At 71.9% G+C, this 23,086-nt stretch carries 27 protein-coding genes; 9 read left to right on the top strand and 18 right to left on the bottom strand.

Going from position 1 to position 23,086, the window contains the following annotated elements:
- Positions 1–36: 36 nt before the first annotated feature.
- The 4 genes from ACFWJ8_RS16585 to ACFWJ8_RS16570 all read right to left on the bottom strand — a co-directional run bounded on the left by ACFWJ8_RS16585 (position 37) and on the right by ACFWJ8_RS16570 (position 3,267).
- A complete protein-coding gene (locus ACFWJ8_RS16585; protein ID WP_378813591.1) occupies positions 37–1,185 on the bottom strand; it encodes a DUF4232 domain-containing protein in 1,149 nt (382 codons plus the stop codon).
- A 56-nt stretch (positions 1,186–1,241) separates the two neighbouring features.
- Positions 1,242–1,943, bottom strand: coding sequence for a DUF899 domain-containing protein (locus ACFWJ8_RS16580; protein ID WP_378813589.1), 702 nt, complete (start codon positions 1,941–1,943; stop codon positions 1,242–1,244).
- 77 nt (positions 1,944–2,020) lie between these two features.
- Positions 2,021–2,473 (bottom strand): hypothetical protein, encoded by a 453-nt coding sequence (locus tag ACFWJ8_RS16575; protein WP_378813587.1) that lies wholly within the window; start codon positions 2,471–2,473, stop codon positions 2,021–2,023.
- Between the two features lie 80 nt (positions 2,474–2,553).
- The gene (locus ACFWJ8_RS16570; RefSeq protein WP_378813585.1) at positions 2,554–3,267 is read right to left on the bottom strand and encodes a tyrosine-protein phosphatase; all 714 of its coding nucleotides are present in this window, start codon (positions 3,265–3,267) and stop codon (positions 2,554–2,556) included.
- 84 nt (positions 3,268–3,351) lie between these two features.
- On the opposite strand from ACFWJ8_RS16570, the gene ACFWJ8_RS16565 reads away from it, so the two are divergent.
- Positions 3,352–4,632 carry an MFS transporter gene (locus ACFWJ8_RS16565; RefSeq protein WP_378813583.1) on the top strand — a complete coding sequence of 427 codons (1,281 nt, stop codon included), beginning with the start codon at positions 3,352–3,354 and terminating at the stop codon, positions 4,630–4,632.
- 35 nt (positions 4,633–4,667) lie between these two features.
- Here ACFWJ8_RS16565 and ACFWJ8_RS16560 read toward each other — a convergent pair whose 3' ends face one another.
- From ACFWJ8_RS16560 to ACFWJ8_RS16550, 3 genes are all read right to left on the bottom strand, one after another.
- A complete protein-coding gene (locus tag ACFWJ8_RS16560) occupies positions 4,668–5,318 on the bottom strand; it encodes a GNAT family N-acetyltransferase (RefSeq protein ID WP_378813581.1) in 651 nt (216 codons plus the stop codon).
- Positions 5,319–5,439: 121 nt separating this feature from the next.
- A complete protein-coding gene (locus tag ACFWJ8_RS16555; protein ID WP_378813579.1) occupies positions 5,440–5,922 on the bottom strand; it encodes a tetratricopeptide repeat protein in 483 nt (160 codons plus the stop codon).
- A 193-nt stretch (positions 5,923–6,115) separates the two neighbouring features.
- Positions 6,116–7,189, bottom strand: a complete 1,074-nt coding sequence (locus tag ACFWJ8_RS16550) for a 3-deoxy-7-phosphoheptulonate synthase (RefSeq protein WP_378813577.1) — start codon at positions 7,187–7,189, stop codon at positions 6,116–6,118.
- A gap of 225 nt (positions 7,190–7,414) precedes the next feature.
- On the opposite strand from ACFWJ8_RS16550, the gene ACFWJ8_RS16545 reads away from it, so the two are divergent.
- The 4 genes from ACFWJ8_RS16545 (at position 7,415) to ACFWJ8_RS16530 (ending at position 9,812) form a co-directional block, all read left to right on the top strand.
- Positions 7,415–7,957: an NUDIX domain-containing protein gene (locus ACFWJ8_RS16545; RefSeq protein ID WP_378813575.1), complete on the top strand. Its 543-nt coding sequence runs from the start codon at positions 7,415–7,417 to the stop codon at positions 7,955–7,957.
- Positions 7,954–8,721 carry a formylglycine-generating enzyme family protein gene (locus ACFWJ8_RS16540; RefSeq protein WP_378813573.1) on the top strand — a complete coding sequence of 256 codons (768 nt, stop codon included), beginning with the start codon at positions 7,954–7,956 and terminating at the stop codon, positions 8,719–8,721. Before ACFWJ8_RS16545 ends, ACFWJ8_RS16540 begins: the two co-directional genes overlap by 4 nt.
- A 63-nt stretch (positions 8,722–8,784) precedes the next feature.
- Positions 8,785–9,129, top strand: coding sequence for an ArsR/SmtB family transcription factor (locus tag ACFWJ8_RS16535; RefSeq protein WP_378813572.1), 345 nt, complete (start codon positions 8,785–8,787; stop codon positions 9,127–9,129).
- A complete protein-coding gene (locus tag ACFWJ8_RS16530) occupies positions 9,126–9,812 on the top strand; it encodes a cation diffusion facilitator family transporter (RefSeq protein ID WP_378813570.1) in 687 nt (228 codons plus the stop codon). The genes ACFWJ8_RS16535 and ACFWJ8_RS16530 overlap by 4 nt, the downstream gene beginning before the upstream one ends.
- Positions 9,813–10,110: 298 nt before the next feature.
- Here the strand turns inward: ACFWJ8_RS16530 and ACFWJ8_RS16525 are convergent, their stop codons facing one another.
- Both ACFWJ8_RS16525 and ACFWJ8_RS16520 read right to left on the bottom strand, forming a co-directional pair.
- A complete protein-coding gene (locus tag ACFWJ8_RS16525; RefSeq protein WP_378813568.1) occupies positions 10,111–10,500 on the bottom strand; it encodes a VOC family protein in 390 nt (129 codons plus the stop codon).
- A 3-nt stretch (positions 10,501–10,503) separates the two neighbouring features.
- A complete protein-coding gene (locus tag ACFWJ8_RS16520; protein ID WP_378813566.1) occupies positions 10,504–12,303 on the bottom strand; it encodes a DUF2207 domain-containing protein in 1,800 nt (599 codons plus the stop codon).
- Between the two features lie 42 nt (positions 12,304–12,345).
- Between ACFWJ8_RS16520 and ACFWJ8_RS16515 the strand changes: the two genes are divergently transcribed.
- Entirely contained in the window at positions 12,346–12,786 is a 441-nt protein-coding gene (locus tag ACFWJ8_RS16515; protein ID WP_378813564.1) for a MarR family winged helix-turn-helix transcriptional regulator, read from the top strand.
- A 57-nt stretch (positions 12,787–12,843) separates the two neighbouring features.
- On the opposite strand, the gene ACFWJ8_RS16510 is transcribed toward ACFWJ8_RS16515, so the two are convergent.
- The 5 genes from ACFWJ8_RS16510 to ACFWJ8_RS16490 are packed head-to-tail and all read right to left on the bottom strand — an operon-like array spanning position 12,844 to position 18,647.
- Positions 12,844–13,578 (bottom strand): ABC transporter permease, encoded by a 735-nt coding sequence (locus tag ACFWJ8_RS16510; protein WP_378813562.1) that lies wholly within the window; start codon positions 13,576–13,578, stop codon positions 12,844–12,846.
- On the bottom strand, positions 13,575–14,474 hold the full coding sequence (locus ACFWJ8_RS16505) for an ABC transporter ATP-binding protein (protein WP_378813560.1): 900 nt from the start codon (positions 14,472–14,474) through the stop codon (positions 13,575–13,577). The genes ACFWJ8_RS16510 and ACFWJ8_RS16505 overlap by 4 nt, the downstream gene beginning before the upstream one ends.
- Positions 14,475–14,494: 20 nt before the next feature.
- Complete coding sequence (locus ACFWJ8_RS16500) at positions 14,495–15,490, bottom strand: DUF2804 domain-containing protein (protein WP_378813559.1); 996 nt, start codon at positions 15,488–15,490, stop codon at positions 14,495–14,497.
- Positions 15,487–17,307, bottom strand: coding sequence for a glycoside hydrolase family 2 protein (locus ACFWJ8_RS16495; RefSeq protein ID WP_378813558.1), 1,821 nt, complete (start codon positions 17,305–17,307; stop codon positions 15,487–15,489). The genes ACFWJ8_RS16500 and ACFWJ8_RS16495 overlap by 4 nt, the downstream gene beginning before the upstream one ends.
- The gene (locus tag ACFWJ8_RS16490) at positions 17,304–18,647 is read right to left on the bottom strand and encodes an MFS transporter (RefSeq protein WP_378813556.1); all 1,344 of its coding nucleotides are present in this window, start codon (positions 18,645–18,647) and stop codon (positions 17,304–17,306) included. Before ACFWJ8_RS16490 ends, ACFWJ8_RS16495 begins: the two co-directional genes overlap by 4 nt.
- 78 nt (positions 18,648–18,725) lie before the next feature.
- Here ACFWJ8_RS16490 and ACFWJ8_RS16485 point away from each other — a divergent pair, with 78 nt between their 5' ends.
- Entirely contained in the window at positions 18,726–19,316 is a 591-nt protein-coding gene (locus ACFWJ8_RS16485; RefSeq protein ID WP_378813554.1) for a thymidine kinase, read from the top strand.
- On the opposite strand, the gene ACFWJ8_RS16480 is transcribed toward ACFWJ8_RS16485, so the two are convergent.
- Together ACFWJ8_RS16480 and ACFWJ8_RS16475 are read right to left on the bottom strand one after the other, a co-directional pair.
- Positions 19,303–20,889 (bottom strand): L-serine ammonia-lyase, iron-sulfur-dependent, subunit alpha, encoded by a 1,587-nt coding sequence (locus tag ACFWJ8_RS16480; RefSeq protein ID WP_378813552.1) that lies wholly within the window; start codon positions 20,887–20,889, stop codon positions 19,303–19,305. The genes ACFWJ8_RS16485 and ACFWJ8_RS16480 overlap by 14 nt on opposite strands.
- Before the next feature lie 115 nt (positions 20,890–21,004).
- Positions 21,005–21,373, bottom strand: coding sequence for a VOC family protein (locus tag ACFWJ8_RS16475; RefSeq protein WP_378813550.1), 369 nt, complete (start codon positions 21,371–21,373; stop codon positions 21,005–21,007).
- A gap of 91 nt (positions 21,374–21,464) precedes the next feature.
- Between ACFWJ8_RS16475 and ACFWJ8_RS16470 the strand changes: the two genes are divergently transcribed.
- Complete coding sequence (locus ACFWJ8_RS16470) at positions 21,465–21,629, top strand: hypothetical protein (protein ID WP_378813548.1); 165 nt, start codon at positions 21,465–21,467, stop codon at positions 21,627–21,629.
- A gap of 72 nt (positions 21,630–21,701) precedes the next feature.
- Complete coding sequence (locus ACFWJ8_RS16465) at positions 21,702–22,112, top strand: GreA/GreB family elongation factor (protein ID WP_378813547.1); 411 nt, start codon at positions 21,702–21,704, stop codon at positions 22,110–22,112.
- 26 nt (positions 22,113–22,138) lie between these two features.
- On the opposite strand, the gene ACFWJ8_RS16460 is transcribed toward ACFWJ8_RS16465, so the two are convergent.
- Positions 22,139–22,534, bottom strand: coding sequence for a hypothetical protein (locus ACFWJ8_RS16460; RefSeq protein ID WP_378813545.1), 396 nt, complete (start codon positions 22,532–22,534; stop codon positions 22,139–22,141).
- A gap of 5 nt (positions 22,535–22,539) precedes the next feature.
- On the bottom strand, positions 22,540–22,950 hold the full coding sequence (locus ACFWJ8_RS16455; RefSeq protein ID WP_378813543.1) for an ester cyclase: 411 nt from the start codon (positions 22,948–22,950) through the stop codon (positions 22,540–22,542).
- Between the last annotated feature and the right edge of the window lie 136 nt (positions 22,951–23,086).

The raw sequence follows: 23,086 nt of genomic DNA, 5'->3' as shown, positions 1-23,086 counted from the left end.
CCGCACCCCGGCCTGGGGTGCGGCATCCGCGTTCCGTCATTCCGAGGGGAACGGATCGGGGTCGATCTCCCACGCCGTGACGGACACCGTCGAGCCCTCGACGATGTCGAGATCGACGTCGAGCCCCCACGACCCGCGTTCCATGCCGGCGGTGGGCGCCGCGTAGACGGTCTTCGTGACGAGCGCACCGTGCGGTGACGCGGCGTCCCACCCGAGGTAGGTCAGGGCGTAGCCGCCGGCGGGCACCTCGATGCGCTGCGGGCCGGGGTCCTGCGCCATGAACGAGCCGCCCTGCTCGATCGTGACCGCCAGCAGGTGCTGGTTCTGGTCGCCGAAGGCGACGTCGGGGTAGCCCTCGATCACGCACGGCTCGTCCGAGAAGTTCATGAGCTGTATCGGCATGCCCCGATGCCCGGTGGCCGCATCCGATTGGCCGAGCAGCAGGGTCGCCTTGTCGGGCGTGCACCACTGTGCGTCGAGCTCGGTGGATGCCTCGGCCCGGGTCGGTACCGGTACGCCCGGCGCGTTCGGGTCGGGCAGGGCGCCGAACGTGACCGCCGCCTCGGCCTCCTGCCGCGCCGCACTCTCGGCCGCGATGGCGGCGGTGCGTGCGGTGTCGGAGGCGACGCCGCCGGCGACCACCGCGATCACCGCGACGGCCGCGGCCGGCAGCAGCCACACGGGGCGGCGAGTCTCGTCCGCGTACGCGGGGGTCTCTGCGGGCGAGCGGGCGACGAGGCCCGGCATCCATCCCGCCGCCAGGCCCCACAGCGCCCCTGACGCGGCGGCCACGCCGAACGCGCCGACGAGCAGACCGCGCGGGCCGAACATCGCCAGCGAGCCCCAGGCGGCGGCGAGGTCGAAGGCCAGCCCCACGACCGCGCCCGCCGTGACGGTCGCGAACCAGGCGGCGATCAAGGGCGCTCCGCTCCGGGCGGCGAGCGCCGTGACGAGCGCGTGGACCAGCCCCACCGCGAGCACGCCGGCGGCGATCGCCACGAACAACCAGCCGCCGCTCTGTCCCCACAGCAGCTGCGACGGGGCGAGCTGCGGCACGAGCTGCGCCAGTTGTGCAGCGCCGCCGGGGATCTGCGAGAACCCCCAGCGGATGACGACGATCAGGAGCCAGAGGGCCGCCGCAAGTGCGCTCGAGGCGAGCAGGCGACGGCTGAGAGGTGTGCGCATCACCTCTCATCCTGGCTCATCCGCCGGTGCTCACGCGCACCGGTTTCATCGCCTGGTCAGCCTTTCACGCCCGGGCCGTACAGCTCGGCGACCCTCTGCGAGCTGAACCAGCCGTCGTACGTGGGGGTCGTCGGCCATCCTTGCGGTGAGTCCTGCCAGTCCTCGCGCCGCCCGTACGGCAGCAGATCGATGAGGCCGAACTCGTACGACAGCTGCTCGGTGCCGCGACCGTTGGTGTGCCACGTGCGGTAGACGGTGTCGCCGTCGCGCAGGAACACGTTCACCGCGAACCCGCCGTCCGGCGGGGCGTCCATGTCGGCGCCGAACGGGCTGTCGGCCGTCGAGTACCACTCCATGCGGTTGCCGGTCCTGGCCTTGTACGCGAGCGCCTCGTCGATCGGGCCCTGCGTGACGATGACGAACCTCGCGTCATAGGGCTCGAGGAACTCCAGCCGGTCGAACTGCGACGTGAACCCGGTGCACCCGGGGCACTGCCATTGCTTGCCCTCGAACCACATGTGGCTGTACACGATGAGCTGCGTGCGCCCCTCGAACACGTCGGCCAGGCGGACGGGTCCGTCCTTGCCGGCGAGGGTGTAGTCGGGCAGCTCCACCATCGGCAGACGACGCCGCTGCGCGGCGATGGCGTCGAGCTCACGGGTCGCCGCCTTCTCGCGGACGCGCAGCTCGGCGAGCTCGCGGCGCCATGCCTCGGCGTCGACGACGGGCGGGAGGGCGTTCCGGGTCGTGCTCTGCATCAGGACCTCCGAGTCGGCGAATGCGTATGTTCACACCGTACACATCTGTGCCGCGACGTCAAGAGGGGTGCGCGGCGCTACGCGGGCGTGGCGAGTTCGGCCGGCAGCCGCCCGAAGGTGCGGGCGTGCGCCGAACGGGCGTGCTTCGTCATGTACCCGATCACGGGTCCGGGGGCGGTGACGGTCGTCGTCTCCTCGACGACCGTGCCGTCGGCCGTCGGGACCGCCGTTGTGACGGTCTGCAGCCGGCATCCGGGCGCCGCGACGACGTCGCCCCGCATCGAACCCGCGCTCAGCCGCGTCATGCGCGCCGGGAAGCGCATCGTGTACGGGATCCCCCACACCGTGGGCCGCTCCACGACACGCCAGTCCCACCACGGACCGTCGCCTGCGACGCCCTCCGCCACGACCTCCGCGGACTGCAGATACGGGTGCAGGCCGTGGTGGCGGTCGAGCTGCATCAGGAATGCGATCGCGCTCTCGGGCGGCGCGTCGACGGTCGCCGACAGGGTGAAACTGCGAGTGGGCACGCCGACATCCTGCCTCAGGATCCGTGCGGGATGAACAGTGGATGCCGGCGGCCGCTGCGGCCGCCGGCATCCACTCTCCGTCAGCGGGTCACGGCCCCGCGCCACGTGCGCACCGCCGCGCGCGTCGCGGGCGCGACCTCGGCCGCCGCGAACCACGCGTCGACGTCGATGCCGGTGTACGCGGAGCGGAACGCCGATTCCGGCGTGTGCCCGTAGCCCGACAGCACGCCGAGGCGCTGCGGAACGTGGGACGGGCGGCCGTGCAGCGCCTCCATGGCCCGGGCGTTCTCGAACGACCGGAGGTAGTCCGTGACCGCGGCCTCCGGTGTCACGTCGAGCGAGCGCAGCAGCACCGCCGACACGAGGCCGGTGCGGTCCCACCCCGCCGCGCAGTGGAACAGCACGGCCCCCTCCGGCGCGTCGGCGATCGCGTCGAGCACCGCGCGCATGCGGTCGGGGATCCCCGCAAGGTGCGGCAGGTAGTAGAGCGGCGTGCCCCAGCGACCGTCGGCCTCGTAGGGAGCCCAGAACTCCTGATCGTCGCCGTCGAGGTCGGCCGGCACGACGTCGATGCCGTGCGGCTCGGCACCGGCGCGTTCCTCGGGCCGCCGCAGGTCGACCACCGTCCGCACCCCGAGGTCGTGCAGCGCCCGCCACCCGTCCGGCGTCACGCGGTCGGGCATCTCGGACCGGTAGAAGACTCCGGTCGGCGTCACCGACCCGTCGCGCCGCTCGAGCCCCCCGAGATCGCGTGCGTTCGCCAGTCCTTCGACGTCGAGGTCGCGTGCCGCCATGCGTCCGAGTCTGTCACGCGGCGGTCGGGCCCCTCGCGTCGCGCTCGAACCGAGCCCGGGAAGACCCGCCGATAGCCTGGAGCCGTGCCTGACGAGGAGGTTCGGATCACGCGGGAGGTGCTGCGTCTGCCGGCCTTCGCGCTGTTCTGGAGCGCCGCCACGCTGCGCGCGTTCGGGGGCAGCGTCGCGGGAGTCGCGTTCCAGGTGCTCATCGTCTCGGTGATCGACGCGACACCCGTGCAGATCAGCGTACTGAGCGCGCTCGGCGTCGTGCCGTACCTCTTCTTCGGACTCGTGATCGGTGCGCTGATGGACCGCTGGCGCCGGCAGCGCACGCTCGTGCTCACGAGTGTCGGGCGCGCCGCCGTGCTGGCCGTCATCCCGGTGCTGCTGCTCACCGGGACCCTCGGGTTCTGGTCCCTCGCCGCCGTGGTGCTGGCGCTCGGCGTGCTGACGCTGTTCGCGGACTCCGCCGCACAGCCGCTCCTCCCCCGCATCGTGCCTCGCGACGCGCTCGTCATGGCCAACGCCCGCCTCGGCCAGAGCCAGACGGTCGCCGAGACGGCCGGTCCCGCGCTCGGCGGCGCGCTGCTGAACCTCGTCGGAGCACCGCTGCTGTTCGCGTTCGACGCCGTCATCAACGCAATCGCCGCACTGCTGCAGTGGCGCATCGCCGTCGCCGAGCCGCGGCCGGGGCCTCGAGCGCCGGGCCGGCACGTCGGCCACGAGATCGCCGACGGCATGCGGTACACGTACGGCCACCGCACCCTCCGGCCGCTCGCCCTGTCGGTGCACACCTGGTTCCTCGGCAACAGCATCGTGGCGACCGTGTTCGCGGTGTTCGTGCTGCGCGAGCTCGACCTGCCGCCGTGGGCGTTCGGCATCGCCCTCGCGTGCGGAGCCCTGGGCGGCTTCTCGGGCGCCGTCATCGCACCGGCCGTCGGCGCGCGACTCGGCGCGGGGAGGGCGATCCTGCTCGGCCGGGCGCTGGTGGTGGTGCCGTGGGTCGGGCTGGCGGTGGCTCCGCTGACCGCCGGCAGCGGCGTCGGCGTCGTGCTGACCGTCGTCGCGGCCGCTCAGTTCGTATACGGCCTGTCGATGGGGATCGAGGACGCGAACGACATCGCCTACCGCCAGTCGGTCGCCCCCGACGGCATCCAGGGGCGCATGAACTCGACCATCCGCACCGTGAACCGTGTCGTGTTCTTCTTCGGCGCGCTCCTCGCCGGCGTGCTCATGACGTTCCTCGGCTTTCAGCCGGCGCTCGCGATCGCAGCCGCGATCTTCGCCGTGGCTGCGGTGATCGTGCTGGTCTCGCCGCTGCGCCGCGCCCGCCACGACGACCCGCCCGACACCTCGGACTGAGGAGATGCCGGAGGCCCGGCATCCCGGGTCCGAACTCAGGCCGGGCCGAGGAGGTGCTCGCGCGCACGCTCGGCGCCCGTGACGGCGAGCGACCACTCCGGCCGGCGGAACTGCTCGGCCGACACCCGCACCCGGATCTCGTCGACCGGCTCGCCGGGACGCGGCTCGGCGCGCGAGAGTCCGTTGCGCTCGTAGCCGAGGCTCTGCGAGACGCCGAGGGAGGCCTCGTTCCACGACGCCGCGCTGGACTCCGCCCACTGCGCGCCGAGGTGGTCGAAGCCGAACAGCAGCAGGGCGGCGCGCATCTCCTTGCCGAGACCGCGGCCATGAAGGTCAGCGGTCAGCCACGACGCCGTGTCGATCGTGCGGCGGCCGGCGAAGTTGCGCGCGTGCATCTCCTGGATGCCGACGGGCACGCCCTCGTGCACGACGGTGAAGCTGACGCCCCAGTTCTCGAGCGTGGCGTTCGCGCGCAGGCTCCAGTGGAACTGCGCCATCGACCGCGTCAGCCGCGCGGGCTCCCAGTCCGTCCACGGCACCCCGAACGGCATGCGCTCCGGCTCGTGCACTCCCCGCAGCGCCGCCTCGACGAGCCCCGGCAGGTCCTCGTCGCGGATCGGGCGCAGCATGAGGCGCGGCGTCTCCAGCCGGAGGGCGAACAGCGGCCAGACGTCCTCGATCTCCATGCCGCCAACCTAGGGCCACGATGCGGCCGGGTTACGAAGGCCTCCCGGCGCGGTCCTGCCAGGAGGTCGTCCGTAACAGTCGGTGCGGGATGCCGCACCCCGTCACCGCCGCCGCACGGCGTCACGCGGTGTCGTGACCGTCCAGTTCGTCGGCGTACGCGGCGACCGACCGGCGGTACAGCGGCAGCGTCGGGGCGAGAGCCCGCAGCGCGACCGCGAGAGCCTCGTCGGGATGCCCCGCATCGCGCAGGCACAGCGCGAGGAACGCCTGCACCGCCGCCCCCGCGACGGTCCCGTCGCCGAGGTCGCGCAGGAGCGCCGCACCCTCGTCGGGCCGGCCGATGTTGCGCAGCGAGCTGGCGAGCTGCACGACGGCCTGCGGCATCCGTTCTCCGTCCAGGCCCGCGGCGAGCGCCGCTTCGTACGCGGGGACCGCCTCGTGCTCGCGCCCGACGAAGTCGAGCACCGAGGCCCATTCGAACAGCGCCACGGGATCAGCGGGCGGGCGTTCATCGACCAGCGCCCGCATGCGGTCGACGACGGCGGGGTCGGCGTCGTCGGCCGCGTCCCAGAACGCCGCGACGCGGTCCTCCCACGACGTCATCGGGTGGTCCCGCCGCCCGCGCTCGGCGTGAGCGCCATTCGCCCGCAGCTGGCCATCGATACCTCGTCTCTCGCGTCCGGCGGCAGTCGCTGTCGTCGTCCGGACGATGCTAGCGCCGTGGCGCCGGCGCCGAACGAACGGATGCCGCCACCCTGCGCGCCGCGACCGCCCGAGGTGACGGCATCCACTCTCCTCACGCGACGGCGGCGAGCTGAAGGCGCCGCTGGCGCGCGGCGTCGGCGAGGTCGCCGAGGAGGACCTGGGTGGTGTCCCAGTCGATGCACGCGTCGGTGACGGACTGGCCGTACACGAGGCTGTCGCGGGTGTCGGCGGTGAGCTTCTGGCTGCCGCCCACGAGGAAGCTCTCGATCATGACGCCGGCGATGTCGTCGGTGCCGGCGATCTGACCGGCGAGCTCGCGCACGACCTCGGCCTGGCGCACGTGGTCCTTGCCGCTGTTGGCGTGGCTGGCGTCGACCACGAGCCGGCGCGGCATGCCGGCGCGCTCGAGCAGTCCGGCCGCGAGGTCCAGGTCGGCGGGGGCGTAGTTCGGGCCGCCGCGGCCGCCGCGCAGCACGACGTGGGCGGCGCGATTGCCCGTCGTCGAGACGACGGCCGCCGCGCCGGAGTCGTCGGTGCCGAAGAAGACGTGCCGCTGGGACGCCACCGTGCAGCCGTCGATCGCGATCTGCACGTCGCCGTCGGTGGCGTTCTTGAAGCCGATGGGCATCGAGAGCCCGGAGGCCAGCTGCCGGTGGATCTGGCTCTCGGTGGTGCGCGCGCCGATCGCGCCCCACGCGACGGCGTCGGCGATGAACTGCGGGCTGATGGGCTCCAGGAACTCGCAGCCGATCGGCAGGCCGAGGTCGAGGACGTCCAGCAGCAGGCGACGGGCGACCCGCAGCCCCCGCACGACATCGTGGGTGCCGTCCAGGCCCGGGTCGTTGATGAGCCCCTTCCAGCCACCCGTCGATCGCGGCTTCTCGAAGTAGACGCGCATCACGACGAGCAGGTCGTCGCGGTGCTGCTCGGCGACGACGGCGAGCCGGCGCGCGTAGTCCACGGCCGCCACGGGGTCGTGCACCGAGCACGGGCCGACGACGACGAGGAGCCGATCGTCGTCGCCGCGCAGCACCGCCTCGACCTCGGCACGGGCGTCGGTGACGGCCGTCTCGTGCGCGGCGGTCATCGGGAGCTCGCGTCGCAGCTCGGCGGGCGAGGGCAACGGGGTGAAGGAGGCGACGCGCAGGTCGTGGGTGGCGTTCATGACGGATTCCTGTTCCCGGCGGAGCCCGGGACCAGGCCACCGCCGTGTTAACGACGAAGGCAGACCCTCGAAACGAGTGTCTGCCAGTGGCTCTGGAGGCGCGATAGCGCTTATCGGCGGTCGGCCCCTCCAGAGCCACTCCGATACGCATACCAGCGGATGTCCATGCCGCGACGGTACCCGGGCATCCGCCCGATATCAAATCGCGGGCCATAGTGTGGCGTCATGATCTGGCAGACGCTCGCCTCCCGCACCGTGTACGAGAACCGCTGGATCCGGGTGCGCGAGGACGACGTCATCGGCCCCGACGGCGCGGGCATCTACGGCGTCGTCGAGATGCGGCATCCCGCCGTCTTCGTCGTCGCGCTCGACCCCGAGGACCGCGTGTGCCTCGTCTCGCTGTATCGCTACGCCACCGGGCGCACGTCGCTGGAAGTGCCTGCCGGCGGCTCGGACGGCGAGGACGCGCTGATCGCCGCGCGGCGCGAGCTCGAGGAGGAGACCGGCTACGCCGCGGCCGAGTGGACCGAGATCGGCCGCATGGATGCGCTGAACGGCCTCGCCGACGCCCCCGAGCACGTGTTCCTCGCGCGCGACCTGCGGCGCGTGTCCGACGCCGCGGGCTCGCAGCACGAGGAGGGCATCGACGACGTCCGCTGGGTGCCGTTCGCCGAGGCGCTGGCGCTCATCGGCGCCGGCGAGATCACCGACGGCGAGACCATCGCCGCCCTCGCGTTCGCCGGCATCCACCTCGGGCGCTTCCGGTGAGCGACGCCGTCGGCGGAGAGTGGATGCCGCCGGCCGAGGTCGACTGGGTCGAGATCCCCGAGGGGGTCGTGCGGCGCGGGACCCCCATCGCGGACCTTGAGAGCGTGGCCGAACGCTACGCCGACACCGGGGCGCTGCCCCAGTGGTTCCGCAAGGAGGCGCCGCGCGCCGACGTGCGCGTGCCGGCGTTCCGCATCGCCCGCACCCCGGTGACGGTGGCGCAGTGGGCGGCGTTCGCGACAGCGACGGGACGCCCCGTCACAGCCGCACCGACCCGCGCCGACCATCCGGTCATCGGCGTGGCCTGGGCGGACGCGGCGGCCTACTGCGACTGGATCGGCACGAGGCTCGGGGTGGGGGTCCGGCTGCCGACGGAGGACGAGTGGGAGCGCGCGGCGCGCGGCGACGATGACCGCGAGTTCCCGTGGGGCCGCGAGTATCGCATCGGGCTCGCGAACCTGCACGACCTGGGCATCGGCACGACCACAACGGTCGGCTCCTTCCCCGACGGCGCGAGCCCGTTCGGCGTGCTCGACATGGCCGGCAACGCCGACGAGTGGACCTCGACGCGCTACGCGCCCTACCCCGGGGCGCCGGCCGACGTGCCCGCCGTGGAGGACTGGGCGTTCGACCCGCACATCACGCGTGGCGGCGCCTTCCGCCACGACCGCGACCTCGCCCGGTGCGCCCGCCGCCACGGTGCGTACGAGGCGGATCTGGCGGCGATCGGCGTGGGGTTCCGGCTGGCGGCGGGCGCCGCCTGAGGTGCCACCATGACGACGCAGTACATCGTTCCCTTAATTCAGGGATCCCTGTACTATTGCCGCATGTCGACAGCCACCGCCACCGCGACCGCGACGCACACCGCGGCGCTCGCCCGCCTGGGCCACGCCCTGTCGGATCCCACCCGGACGGGCGTGCTCCTGGCACTGCGCGAGGCGCCGGCGTATCCGTCCGATCTCGCGGACGCCCTGGGGGTATCCCGCCAGGTCATGTCGAATCAGCTCGCGTGCCTCCGCGGCTGCGGCCTCGTGGAGGCCGTGCCCGATGGTCGCCGGACCTGGTACCGGCTGGCCGACCCGCACCTGGCGCCTGCGCTGGACGAGCTGCTGCGCGTCGTCCTCTACGTCGAGCCCGGCTGCTGCGCCGGCGAGTCCTGCACCTGCGCATGACCACCGCCGGGCCCCGTCTCGCCGACGACCGGCGCCGCGTCCTGCAGCGGCGCGTCCGGTGGATCGTCGCCGCGACGATCACGTACAACCTGATCGAGGGCGTCATCGCGATCGCCGCCGGGGCGACCGCGTCGTCGGCGGCGCTCATCGGGTTCGGCCTCGACTCCGCGATCGAGGTCCTCTCCGCGGCCGCGGTCGCGTGGCAGTTCACGCGCCGCGAGCCCGAGCGGTGGGAGAAGGCGACGCTGCGCGTCATCGCGGTCGCGTTCTTCGCACTCGCCGCGTACGTCACCGTGAGTTCGGTCCTCGCGCTGACCGGACGCGTCGAGGTCGAGCACTCCCCGCTCGGCATCGCCATCACGGCGCTCAGCGTCGTGATCATGCCCTTCCTGTCGCTCGCCGAGCGCCGCGCCGGCCGCGAGCTCGGATCTGCGACTGCCGTCGCCGACTCGGCGCAGACGCTCATCTGCGCCTACCTTTCGGCCTCGGTGCTCCTCGGCCTCGCGCTCAACAGCCTGTTCGGGTGGTGGTGGGCGGACGCGTTCGCCGGCCTCGTCATCGCGGTGTTCGCGATCCGCGAGGGCATCGAGGCGTGGCGTGGCGACGCGTGTGCGACGTCGGTCGGGATGCTCCTCGACGACGCGCACGACGACGCTCACGAACAGGGTCATCACGACCACTGACGGGCGTCTGGAACGCCCTTGCACGATCAGCCGACGCATGACGGAGCTCGCAGCGGACGCCTATCGGACTCACAGCAGATGAATCACAAAAAGATAACGGGAAACCCTTGCTGTCGTTATCTGGCCGTTATAGAGTGCTTGCACGGTAGTTGTTTTGCTGTGGCAGCTACCGGCATGTGATTGCAGGACACTCTTGGTGCAAGGGACAAGGGCCGGTCGGTAGCCTCTCCGACCGGCCCTTACTCTTGCCCGCGCAACGGAGCCGCGAGGGATGCCGGGCGCCCGGCATCCTGAACGCTCACTCCTCCGCTGCGACGACCTCCACCTTGAACCCGGAGGCGTTCTCGAGCCAGCCGGCGTAGTGGTCGGGACCGCCGGCGTGCGGATACCGGTCGTGGTACAGCGGGCTCCAGCCGTGCGCGCGAGCATCGGCCATGACGGCATCCACCGTGGCACGATCACCCGCCCAGAACGCGAGGTGATTGACGCCCGGGCGGCGCCGGTCGTGGCCGTCGGGCGACAGGTTGGGCGACCCGGTGAGGGTCAGGTACGCGCCGCCGTCACCCCACGTCTCACCGCCCGGCCACGCGCTCAGACGCGTGAGGCCGACGCGGCCGAGCAGCCACGCCCAGTCGTCGCGAACGAGGTCGAGGTCGGCGATCCACAACTCCACGTGATGCAGGCCCATGCGTCAGACCCCGCCGCCGCCACCGCCGCCACCGCCGCCGCCCGCCGAGCCGCCGCCGGACGAGCCGCCCGACGAGGACGACGACCCGGCCGACGCCGACAGGCTGGAGATGCCCGAGGAGAACGCCGCGGCGTTGAACGCCGTCGAGCCCACGTACCAGCCGGGGTTCCCACGGTCGCCGTAGAGGACGGCGAGCTCCTCGGCCCACTGCTTCTCCTGGCCGAAGACGACCGCATACGGCAGCAGTGCCTCGTACAGCTTGAGCTTCACCGTCGGGTCGGTGAGATCGACGGGCACGCGCTCGGCGCCCTGCGGCGACTGCAGCATGCGGATGCGGTCGGCCTCCGCCCACTCGATGAACTCCTTGAGTCCCCGCAGATGATCGCGGGCCTCGGCCCCCGCGGCGGTGAGAGGATCCCTCGCCACCATGAAGGTCACGGTGAACGCCACTCCCAGCCCGCCGATGAACAGCAGGAGCGGCACCAGCGGGGTCACGAACGAGACCAGGGCGATGACCCCGAACACGATCACGAGCGCCGCCGACAGCCACGCGACGACGATCGGCCACGCCTTCGCCCCACCGGGCACGACACGGCGGAACCCCCGCGCCTTCAGGTCGTCGGCCGCCGCTTTGAGCAAGGCCTGCGCGGTCTTCGAGAACCTCGTGTCGGTGCCGCCGAACTCGAACTCCTCGCCCGGCACCCCCGACGGGAACAGGCCGGGCAGCAGCATCCGCCCGTCGGCGTCGGAGAGCGTCGGATCCTGCAGCACGGCCTTGAGCCTGACGCCGCCGAACAGCTTGTGCGAGCCCTCCTCGATGCGGATGCTGCCCACGATCGCCTGCTCGAGCACCTCGGCCGGCACGGCCTTGGTCGTCCGGCCGAGCAGCACGGCGCTCTGCATCGCGTCCAGCCCGGGCGGCGGCGTGTACTCCGCGATGATCACGGGACGCCCCGGCGCATCGCGCAGGAACCGGCGGCGCGCGACGAGCGCGGCCACGAACGAGCCGCCCAGGCCGACCAGCGCCACGATGCCCTGCAGCCACCCCCACGGTGAGGCCAGGTAGGACGCGTCGAACGGCGTGAACGTTCCGGCCGTGAACCCGATCGCGATCGTGACCGTCTGATACGGCCCCACGTCCGTGGCGGATGCCTCGACCCCGTCGCCCGAGTCCGAGATGGGGCAGGTGGCGGTCGAGCCCTGGCTGCCGACGTAGCAGGCCGTCGCCCCCGTGCGGGCGGCATCCACGTCGTCGGTCATCGTGACGTGCGCGGTGATGCGACCGAACGACTGCGGCCACGCGGTGCCGTTGACGTCCCAGTAGAACTCGCCCACTCCGGTGTCGGAGAAGTACCGCGTGACGTTGTGCAGCGTGTACGTGAAGACGTACGTCTGGCGGCCGTGCACGAACCCGTCCGCCCGCGAGGTCATGTAGTAGAAGCCGTCTTCGGTCTCCGTCTCGGATGCGCGGGGCGCACCGTTCTCATCCGTGATCGACACCAGCCGGGGGTCGAGCGGCGCCCCCTGGTACGAGTCCGGGACCGCCCGTCGCATGCCGTGGTTCTGGTCGATGTCGGGGAACAGGGCCACGAACGTCTCGACGACGGTGAGGGTGCTCGCACCGTCGGCGTCGCGACCGAGCTGATACTCGACGTCGAGACTCTCGAACGAGAAGTCGTCGACAGCCGCGCGCGCCGGCACGGTTCCCGCGCCCGCCAGCAGCACGCCGGCGAACAGGGCGATCAGCAGGCCGACGACACCGAGAAGGCGCGGGCGCGACGCGCGCGCAGCGTGAGAGGCCATGCCGCAAGCCTACGGTCCGCACCCTGCCCTACTCTTGTCGATATGACCGACCGCCGCCTCGCCATCGACGCCTGGGAGAGCCTGTTCCGCGCCCAGCATGAGGTGTTCGGCGATATCAACGAGGACTTCGACGACGACACCCTCAGCCAGGCCGAGTACGACGTGCTGCTGACGGTCACGCGCGCCGACGATCTGACGGCGCGACTGCGTGACGTCACTGCCAACATGCTCATCAGCCAGCCGAGCGTGTCGCGGCTCGTCGATCGCATGGTCGCGCGCGGGCTGCTCACCAAGTGCGCCGATCCCGAGGACGGACGCGGTTCGCTGGTTCACGCGACGGATGCCGGCGCCTCGATGTTCCGCCGCATCGCGAGCGCCCACGGCCGCTCCATCGCGGAACGCATGTCGCTGCTCAGCGACGACGAGCTCGCGCAGCTGCGCGACCTCACGTCCAAGCTGCGCAAGAAGCAGCCCAGCTGCTGAGCCCTTCGACAGGCTCAGGGACCGCGACAGGCCCAGGGACCTCCTCGGCCGGGCGCTCTACGGCGTCCGCCGCCGCAGCGTGAGCGACGCGAGGATCAGCGCGCCGACCGCGAACGCCACGACGACGAGGAGCGGCCCGAACACGTCCCACCCCTCGTCACCCGCGGTGACGGCGTTGATGGTGTCGATCGCGTAGCTCAGCGGCAGGATCTTCGAGATCTGGTACAGCGCATCGGGCATGTCCTCGCGCGGCATGAAGAGTCCGCCGAGGATGATCTGCGGGAACACGATCAGCGGCATGAACTGCACCGCCTGGAACTCCGTACGGGCGAACGCGCTCGCCAGCAGCCCGAGCGCCGTGCCGAGGATGGCGTCCACCACTGCCACCAGCCCGAGCTGCCACAGTTCCCCGTCCACCTGGAGATCGCACACCCACACGGCGAAGGTGACGGTGATCACGGCCTGCAGCGTGGCCATGAGCCCGAACGCGAGCCCGTAGCCGAGGATGAAGTCCGCCTTGGCGATCGGCGTGGTCATGAGCCGCTCGAGTGTGCCCGAGCGCCGCTCGCGCAGCGTCGTGATCGAGGTGATGAGGAACATCACGATGAACGGGAACAGCGCGAGGATGGGGCCGCCGAACTGATCGAAGACGCCCTCCTGATCGCTGAACAGCCAGGCGAACAGGCCCACGAGCAGGCTCGGCGCGATGAGCATCAGGGCGATCGAGCGCGGGTCGTGGCTCAGCTGCCGGAGCACCCGGCCGGCCGTGGCGAACGTGCGCACGCCGTTCATGACGCGTCCTCCCCCGAGGGCGGCATCGGGTCCGGATGCTGGGCGTGCTCGCGCGCCTCCCGCCGCGTCTGCGGATGCGGTTCGACAGGCTCACCGGCCGGAGTTTCCGGTCCCTGAGCCTGTCGATCCGGTCCCTGAGCCTGTCGATCCGGTCCCTGAGCCTGTCGGTCCGGTCCCTGAGCCTGTCGAAGGGCGTCGCGCGCGATGAGCTCCAGGAAGGCCGCATCCGGGTCGGTCGTGCCGGTGTCCGCGAGGAGTCCGTCGGGAGTCGTGTCGGCGATGATCCGGCCCGTGCGCATCAGCAGGAGCCGGTCGCACCGCAGCGCCTCGTCCATGACGTGGCTCGACACGATGAGCGTCGTGCCCTTGTCCGACAGGCCGCGGAACACGTCCCACAGCTCGGACCGCAGCAGCGGATCCAGGCCCACGGTGGGCTCGTCGAGCACGAGCAGCTCGGGCGTGCCGAGCATGGCGACCGCGAGCGACACGCGGGACTCCTGACCGCCGCTGAGCGAGTCGATGGTCTGGTCGCGCTGGTCAGCGAGACCGACCTCCGCGATGACCCGGTCGATGTCGCTGCGGGGTGCGCCGAGCAGCCGGGCGAAGTAGCGCAGGTTCTGGCGGATGGTGAGATCGCCGTAGACCGACGCGGCCTGCGTGTCGTACGAGACGCGGTGTCGCAGCGCTCGCGATCCCGCCGGCTCGCCCAGCACCTCCACTGTGCCGCCGGCGACCTTCTGGACCCCGACGATGGAGCGCATGAGCGTCGTCTTGCCGCAGCCGGACGGGCCCAGCAGGCCCGTGATCTGCCCGCGCGGAATGGCGAGATCGAGACCGGCGAACACCTCGGTCTTGCCGCGCCGGACCTGCAGTCCGCGCACCTGGACGGCATCCATGCGCTCAGACTAGACCCGCGTCACCAGCGGTTGTGGACCTCTTCGGCCCAGCCCAGGATCCCGTCGAAGGCGACCGTCTCGCCGCCCGGGATCGCGAAGGTCCCGGCCCAGTGCCCGAAGCACTGATCGGTGCGCGACGAGATCACCCCGAGCTGCGTGCGGGCGGTCTTGTCGAAGAACGGGGTGAAGGATGCCGTCAGCCCTCCGCCCGCGACCTGCCAGGGCCTGCGCCACTCGGCGACGTCGTACTCCCACGTGAGCTCATCGTGGATCTTGTGCAGTCGGCCGTCGACGAAGAAGGCGTTCTCGGTGGACCCGGTGCCCTCGGTCCAGCGACCGCCGACCTGGATGCCGATCGTGCGACCGTGCGAGACGCCGGAGCCGGCACCCCAGTTCCAGGCGATGTCGTACGGCCACCGCCCGCGGCCGTGGTCGAGCACCGCCCACGACTGCCCCGCCGGGACCTCGTGCGTGACGCCGTCCACGGTGACGGTGCCCGAGGCCGGACGGGCGACGTCCTTCACGGTGTACTGGAACCGGGTGCTGCTCCACGGCACGACGACGGCGAGGCGCTCGTGACCGTCGGGGAGCTCGGCGAACACGTCGAACGAGGCCCCGGGGATCCGGGCGCGCAGCCGCGTGCCGCGAGGCGCGGGCGTGATGTCGATCTCGAGGTCCTTGGCCCGTGCGCGCGCCGGGCCGCTCTCCACGTTCGCGGGGAGTTCGGCCCCGCGCGACGGGATCACCGTCGCCCCCTTGCCCCAGCTGCGCTGGGTCGCGCGGTCGAAGACCCACACCTCGTGCACGGCGGCGTAGTCGATGGACGACACGGTCAGCGCCAGGATGTGGGTCGGCGTCGTGACGTTCCAGTACTCCCACCGCTTGTTGCGGCCGAGCCCGCGCCCGAGACCTGCGGTGTCGACGACCGGCTGCCGCGCCCACCCGATCGCGTCGGGGTTCACGCCTCCGTTCGGCAGGGTGAGCGACACGGGGGCGGTGAGCTCGCGCTCGGTCATGCGGGGTCCTTCCCGGGGCCGGGAGCCGCGGCATCGCGCAGCCGGTCGTTGATCGCGCGCATCGCGTCCTCGGGGACCTTCACGAACCGCCGATCGTACGTCACGAGCCCGTTGACCTCCTCTTCGACGTCGGCGAGCTGCGTGTAGACGGTGGCGGCGAGCCCACGCGCGATCGCCGGGGCGATCTCGCGGTCGTGCAGGCGCTCCAACGCTGCGACGAGGTGGTCGCGCGAGCGGAACTTCTTGTAGCCGAACGTCGTCGTGCTCCACGTGTGCTGCGGCACCGCGAGGCTGTAGCCGCCGTACTCGGTCAGCGCGAGCACGCGCCCGTCGCCGCGGGGCGCTTTCACGGGACGGAAGTAGACGTGCAGGCTGTGCAGGTCGCCGGCCCCCTGGTCGTGCCACCCGCTCGCGTGGTCGACGGGCCGTGTGGGGTCGAGCTCGCGAACGACGCCCGCGATGCGTGCGGCGTCGAACTGTCCCCACCCCTCGTTGAACGGCACCCACAGCGACAGCGAGGTGACGCTGCGCAGGTGCTCGATCATGTCGCGCAGCTCGTGCTCGAACGCAGTGCGCCCCGCCTCGTCGGCCCGCGCGAACCGCGCGTGCCGGCGGTCGTCGAGGGTCGGCGACGCGATGGCGGGTGCCGACACGACGAGGGGGTTGTACGCGGTGCCGCCGCTGACGGCGTCCTGCCACACGAGCATGCCGAGGCGGTCGCAGTGGTGGTACCAGCGCAGCGGCTCGACCTTGATGTGCTTGCGCAGCATCGTGAACCCGAGGCGCTTCGCCAGGCGGATGTCGTACTCCAGCGCTGCATCCGACGCCGCGGTGTACCCGCCGTCGGGCCAGTACCCCTGGTCGAGCAGGCCGACCGGCAGGTGCGGCTGCCCGTTCAGCAGCAGCCGCGTGAAGCCCTGGTCGTCCACGCCGACGCCGAACGACCGCATCCCGACGTACGACGTGACGACGTCCTCGCCGAGCGTCACCCGCACGTCGTACAGGAAGGGGTCGTCGGGGCTCCACACCCGCACCGGCCCGTCGAGCACGACCGCCGTCGCCACCCCGACGAGAAGATCAGTGGATGCCGCCACCCGCCCGCCCTCGAGCAGCTCGACCCGCGCGGTCTCGGTGCCGGCCGCATGGTCGCTGTGCACGGCGACCACGACGGCACCCGCGTCGAGGTCGGGCGTGAGCACGAGGCGGTCGACCGCGATGCGAGGAACGATCTCGAGCCACACCGTCTGCCAGATGCCCGACTGCGCCGTGTACCAGATGCCGCCGGGGCGACTCGTCTGCTTGCCGCGCGACAGCCAGGAGGCATCCGTCACATCCCGCACCGCGACGACGAGTTCGTGCTCCCCCGCGTCGGCGGCGAGCGCCGAGGTGATGTCGAACGCGAACGGCAGGTAGCCGCCGGTATGGGCACCGACCTCGACGCCGTCCACGGCGACGCGGCAGGACTGGTCGACGGCGCCGAAGTGCAGCAGGACGCGTTCGCCGTCGCGGAGCGCACGCGGCAGCGCGAACGCGCGCCGGTACCACAGCGTCTGGTCCGCCCGGAGGGTGCGACCGACGCCCGACAGCGCCGTCTCGGGCGAGAACGGCACGACGATGCGGCCGTCGTCGATGGCCGGCGGGGCAGCGGGGTCATCGACGGCGAGCGAGTCGAGGCCGTCGGCCTGCAGGGGCGTGATGGCGTAGTCCCAGCGGCCGTTGAGGTTCGCCCAGTCGCCTCGCACGAGCTGCGGACGGGGGTACTCGGGCAGCGGCGCTGCGGGGTCGAGGGTGTCGGCCCACGGCGTGAGGAGCGTCATGCCCTGGCCTCCGAGACGGCCGGGGCGGCGGCATCCACGCTCCGTCGGTCATGGCGGCGCAGCAGCAGGACGGGGACGACCACGAATACGGCCACGACGGCCGCGGCCGGGAAGATCCACGGCGTCGGCACCTGCTTGACCACGCCCAGGTCGACGTAGGTCTCGGCGGCTCCGACGATCACGGCCGCGCCGATGAACGGACCGGCGACCATCGGGATCAGCACGGCCGCGATCATGCGCAGACCCTGCACCATCCCGACGCGGTCGGTCGGCGTCGCGTCGCGGACGCTCGCCGAGATCGCCGCGATCGACAGCATGAAGCCAGCCATCATCACCGTGCCCGCGACGATCACCGCGAGCATGTCGCGCACGAAGAACATCGCGACGAGCCCCACCACGAGGATCGCGACGGAGGGGAGGATCGCCCGCACCTTGCCGACCCTGTCGATGACCCGGCCGCCCAGCACGCTGGCGATCGAGGCGAGGATCAGGACGCTGCCGAGCACGATCGCGTAGCCGTCGATGCGCAGGTAGCGCTGGATGTAGATGATCAGGTACGGGATGAACACCTGCGTGCTGGTGCCCACGACGGCGTACGCCAGGAGCAGCAGGTACAGGCGCGGGTTCGCGCGGACGCTGCTCGGGCGCAGGCCGTGCACGACCGAGGCGAGGTAGGCGCCCTGCGCCGATTCGATGCGCTCGGGGTCGCGCACGAGGAACCAGGCGATCACGCCGACGACCGCGGTGACGAGCCCGACGATGCCGAAGAACAGCGTCCACCGGCCGGCCTGGGTCAGTCCGTCGAGCGCGCCGAAGACGACCAGCATGCCGATGAGCGGCATGATCGCGAGCACGCCGTCGACGCGGCCGCGGTTGGAGGGCGCCGTCGACTCGGTCACCCACGCGTTGAACGCCGCGTCGTTGGCGCCCGAGCCGAAGAACGACATGACGCAGTCCAGGGCGACGATCGCGACGACCGCCGTGCCCACGGCGAGTGCGGCATCCGCTCCCGCCGCCGGCTGCACGAACCCGAAGGTCGCCGTCGTGAGCCCCCACAGCACGTACCCGACGGCGATGAACGGCCTGCGGGTGCGCGCGCGGTCCGACCATGCGCCGACCAGCATGGTCGCGAGGGTCGCCGCGACGGCCGATGCCGCCACCAGCGTCGCGATGACGGTGGGGTCGGCCGTGATGGTGTCGTACACGAAGACGTTGAGGTACATGTTCTCGACCGTCCAGGCGAGCTGGCCCACCAGGCCCAGCACCACGACGGTCACCCACGTGCGGGCGGAGAGACTCTGGGCGCGCGGCGGCGCGGGCGCACGGGATTCTGCGGGCATCGGCATCCTTGCTGACGTTCCGGGGGACACTGTCCGGTAGTTCGGGCGCTTCGATCCTAGGCCGCATATCCTGGCGCCATGCACACGCCAGATCGGGCCCGGCTGCAGGTGGTCACCGGACCCATGTTCGCCGGCAAGTCGGAGGAGCTGCTGCGCCGAGTGCGACGGGCGCGCATCGCCGGGCTGTCGGTCGAACTCGTCAACCATGCGCTGGACGACCGGCGGGGAACGGGACAGGTGAGCTCGCACTCGGGGCTCAGCGTCCCGTCGCGCACCGTCGCCGACGCCGCGGCGCTCGCGGACGCCACGCTCGGCCGCGACCTCGGCATCGTGGCGATCGACGAGGCGCAGTTCTTCGGCCCGCCGCTCGTCGCGGCAGTGGAGGCGCTCGTCGCCGACGGGGTCACCGTGATCGTCGCCGGGCTGTGCGTCACCTTCGACGGTCGTCCGTTCGAGCCTCTGCCGGCGCTCATGGCGACCGCCGAGGACGTGCTCAAGCTCACCGCCGTGTGCGCGGTCTGCGGGGCCGATGCCGCGTTCCACCAGCGTCTCGCCCCCGGCGAGGTCGTCGATGCCCGGGTGCCGGCGCCCGAGCAGATCGGCGGCGTGGAGTCGTATCAGGCGAGGTGCCGGCGCCACTTCACGGGCGGGGTGCTCAGCACTCGATGACGTTGACCGCGAGGCCGCCCTCGCTGGTCTCCTTGTACTTCGTCGACATGTCGATGCCGGTCTGCCGCATGGTCTCGACGACCGCATCGAGCGAGACGTAGTGCGAGCCGTCGCCGCGCAGCGCCAGGCGCGCGGCGGTGACCGCCGTCGACGCGGCGATCGCGTTGCGCTCGATGCACGGGATCTGCACCAGGCCGCCGACCGGGTCGCACGTGAGCCCCAGGTGGTGCTCCATCGCGATCTCGGCGGCGTTCTCGATCTGCCGGTTGGTGCCCCCCATGACGGCCGTCAGACCCCCGGCGGCCATTGCGCACGCCGAGCCCACCTCGGCCTGGCAGCCGCCCTCCGCCCCCGAGATCGACGCATTGGCCTTGAACAGCGACCCCAGCGCGGCGGCGGTGAGCAGATAGCGACGGATGCCGCGCCGCCGGTTCGCGTCGGCCACCTGCTCGTCGTCCCACGAGCCGGACTCCTCGGGCTCGGCGACGTGCCCGTCGTAGCCGAGCAGGGCGCTGCCGACCAGCTCGCCGTAGGGCGTCACGGCATTGCCCGCACCGAGGCCGGAATCGGCGAGGAACCGCCACCAGTACATCGCCACCGCGGGCACGATGCCGGCGGCGCCGTTGGTCGGGGCGGTGACGACGCGACCGCCGGCCGCGTTCTCCTCGTTGACCGCGAGCGCGAACGCCCCCAGCCACTCCCCTGGCAGCTCGCGCCGCCCGTCGGCCTCGGCGGCTTCGAGCTGGGCGCGGATCGACGACGCGCGCCGTTTGACCCCCAGCATCCCGGGCAGCACCCCGTCGGCGTGCAGGCCCGCTTCGACGCAGGCCGCCATGGCGTCCCAGATCGCGTCGAGCCCTGCCGCGACCTCCTCCTCGCCGCGCATCGCGGACTCGTTGAGCCGGGCCGCCTCGGCGATCGTGAGGCCCTGCTCGTCGCACAGGTGCAGCAGCTGCTCGGCGGACGCGAAGTCGAGCGGATACGCGTGCGCCCGCACCTGCGGCGCCTCGCCGTCACGGCGGATGAAGCCGCCGCCCACGGAGTAGTACGTCTCGCGGGCGATCAGTCCGGCGTCCGGCATCGGCTGCGCGTCGGCGACGACCGCGTGCCCGGTCTCGCGGATGCCGCCGGCCGTCGCGAGGGTTCGCAGCGGGCCGTCGTCGGGTGCCGCCCACGCTTCGAGCGTCATGGCGTTGGGGTGGGCCGGCAGGCGGGTGCGCGGGGCGAACACGACGTCCCCGCGGTCGAACAGCACGGGATGGCTGCCCGCCAGGTCGAGGTGCCGGCCGGCGGGCCATCCGGTCCACGCCGCGCGGACGGCATCCGGATCCACCGTCTCGGGCTCGTATCCCTGCAGCCCGGCGACGACTGCGTCGGGGGTGCCGTGGCCGATGCCGGTGGCGCCGAGCGAACCGTAGAGGGTGCAGGTGACACGGCCGACCTGCGCCAGCTCACCGGACTCCCTCAGGCGGACGGCGAAGTCGTGGGCGGCCCGCATGGGTCCGACCGTGTGGGAGCTCGAGGGTCCTACGCCGATGGAGAACAGCTCGAACGCCGAGACGTAGGCGCTCATCTCCACCAGGCTAGCCGCCCCGTGCACGCACTCTGCCCGATGTTATGGATTCGAGAGGGGCAGGATGCCTCGGCCTGCCGAGCCCGGCAGAGCACTGTGCCGCATCCCGCGTGCGTCAGGGGCTGGGGGCGAACGAGATCAGCCCGACCGTGTTGCCCTCGGAGTCCTTCACGAACCCCTGCCACTCGTCGTTTCCGGCCGGACCGAGCGTGTCGTCGTAGTGGGTGAAGATCACATGCGGCTCCGAGATCACCTCGGCTGCGGAGCCGAGCCGTGCGATCGCTGCGGCGACATCGTCCACCCGCAAGTACAGCAGGGCGGAGGGCGCGTTGCGGTCGAGGAGCAGCCGCACGCCGTCGAGGTCGAAGAACAGCAGCCCGGGCGGATCGAATCGCGCTGTCGCGGGTGCGCCGAGGAGGGTCTCGTAGAACGTCGCCGCGCGGTCGAGGTCGTCGGCGCGCTGGGCGACCTGCAGGAGTCTCATGGCCACATTCTGGTGCGCGCGTGCCTCTGGCGCACCTGCCCATCCGTGCGGTAGGCAGAGAGGGCAACGCTTACGAGTCAGGGGGCCGTCGATGCTGTTCGTTCTCTATCTGATCCTGCTGGTCGGGGGAATGGTGCTGCTGGGGATCTCGTTCGCCTCTCCGCTTCCCGCGCTCGTCTTCGTCGCGGGCCTGCTGTGCGTCGTGCTGGCGGTCGCGCTGCCCATCTCGGCCGGGGCCTTCGAGCAGCGCAAATAGGCGGGTCGCCCCTCGGCGCGGCAAACCGGCTAGGCTCGGGAACTTCATCTGTCCCGGCCGAGGAGGTCTGCCGTGTCTGTTGTGGAAGAGCCGATCTGGCTCACGCAGGACGCCCTGCGTCACCTGGAGGAGGAGCTCGACGCGATCGTGCGCGAGGGCGCCGACGACGACCAGGCGCAAGCGCGCGCGATCGAGCTGCGCGGCATCATCCGCCGTGCCCAGGTGGGAGCCCGCCCCGACGACGGCATCGTCGAGCCCGGCATGCGGGTGACCGTCGAGTTCGCGGCCGACGGCTCGCACGACACTTTCCTGCTCGGCTCCCGCGCCCTGCTCGGTGCGGACGGCGACGTCGCGGTGTACTCGCCCGAGTCGCCGCTCGGCCAGGCGATCGCCGGCCTGCTCCCGGGCGACCGCTTCGAGTACCGCGCGCCGAACGGCACCGCCGTCGCCGGCGCGATCGTCGCTGCCGTCCCGCACGCCTGACGCGTGTCGCACGGGCGGCGGACTGATCAGATCGCGGTCGCGAGTTCGCCGTACCCCGCCGCGACGAGGAACGAGAGCACGGCGAGCACGATCGACACCGGCACCATCGTGTAGCGCTCGGGCTTGCTGCGCGAGACCGCGTTCAGGACGATGCCGAGCACGAAGTAGCCGAAGATCACCCACATCGCGATCTCGGAGAACACCCCGCCGAACACGTCGACGGCGCCCACCCGATCCCAGGCGATGAGCACGATCAGCGCGTAGACGAGGATCGACACGGCACTGCCGATGCGCAGCCGCGCCGGCAGCACGCGATGCTGCCCTCCCCATGCGAACCGACCCCACGGCGCACCGCAGACGAGGGCGAGCTGGAAGAGGGCGAGCAGCGCGAGGACGACGGTCAGGGCGAGCGCGAAGGGCACGGCACTCACCGTAGCGGGGTCGGCGCGACTCCGAGCTGGTTCATGAGCTCGAAGCCGGTGTCGGCTCCCGCGTACTCCACGAACCGCCCCTTCGCGACCCGGTACATCGAGAACTCGGCGACGTTGACGTGCCGCCGCGTCGGCGCGATGCCGCGGAACTCCCCGAGGTGCGTGCCGCTCCCCCGCACATGCGCTGCGATGCGGTCGTCCTCGACGATCAGCTGGATGCGGCGCCAGCGCCAGTCCGGGAACCCGCGGAACAGGTCGTCGAGCTCGTCGATCCACGCGTCGACACCGCCCGGCAGGTGCGAGCGGCGCACCGCCGCATCGACGAACGACCGGATCGCGGCGAGGTCGTGACGGTTGCACGCGTCGAGGTAGTCGGCGTACCACGCATGCATCTCCCACGGCTCCACCCCCTCATTATCCGGGCCGGTCCGCAGGACGCCTGCGCAGACGGTGCAGCACGCGGTGAACCGATCATCGACTCTTCGTCGCTGTGACCCGCCACAGTGTCGCAGCTTCATGCGAGAATCTCGCCCGACAGACGGC

This window comes from Microbacterium sp. NPDC058389 (assembly GCF_042722305.1).
In the GTDB taxonomy this organism is placed as follows: Bacteria; Actinomycetota; Actinomycetes; order Actinomycetales; family Microbacteriaceae; genus Microbacterium.
Note: the sequence above shows the minus strand (reverse complement) of the source record. Positions and strands in the feature narration are given on the sequence as shown.